Annotated in this window: 1 protein-coding gene; it reads left to right on the forward strand. The window is 60.6% G+C overall.

Translation table 11 applies throughout. The features are described 5' to 3' along the window. Positions 1 to 759 (forward strand): calcium-binding protein (locus V8P77_RS34715; protein WP_335916765.1); only part of this gene is annotated, 759 nt, incomplete at both ends.

Raw genomic sequence — 759 nt, forward strand, 5'->3', positions numbered from 1 at the left:
GATCTCGACAATGTAATCACAGGGGCGGCTGCCGCTGATACACTTTCCGGCGGCTCCGGCAATGACACGCTGAATGGCGGGGCAGGCGCCGACACGATGATCGGCGGGGCGGGCGACGACACCTATATCGTCGACAATGCCGGTGACAGCGTTGCCGAGAACGCCGCCGCGGGAACCGACACGGTTCGCACGACGCTGGCAAGCTATACGCTTGGCGTCAATGTCGAGAACCTCGCCTATATCGGAACGGCAGCCTTTGCCGGCACGGGCAACGCGCTGAACAATGTCCTGACTGGAGGGGCCGGGGTCGACACGCTAAATGGCGGCACGGGCGACGACACCTATGTTATCTCCACCGGTGACATCGTCATCGAGAATGCCGATGAGGGTATCGACACGGTGCAGACGAATCTGACCGCCTATACGCTGGGGGTCAATATCGAGAACCTCACCTATGGCGGTACGGCCGCGTTTACCGGCACGGGCAATGCGCTCGACAACATCATCAAGGGCGGTGTCGTTGCCGACAAGCTCACTGGCGCTGGCGGCAACGACACATTGATTGGCGGTGCTGGTTCCGACACGATGTCAGGCGGGACGGGTGACGACATTTATGTCGTCGATATTGCGACCGACCTTGTGATCGAGAATGCGAACGAGGGGACAGACACGGTCCAGACGGCGCTTGCAGCCTACTCGATCGCTGCACTGATCAATGTCGAGAACCTGAGCTACACGGGATCGGCCAACTTCACCGGC

The organism is Rhizobium aouanii (genome assembly GCF_037002925.1).
Lineage (GTDB): Bacteria > Pseudomonadota > Alphaproteobacteria > Rhizobiales > Rhizobiaceae > Rhizobium > Rhizobium aouanii.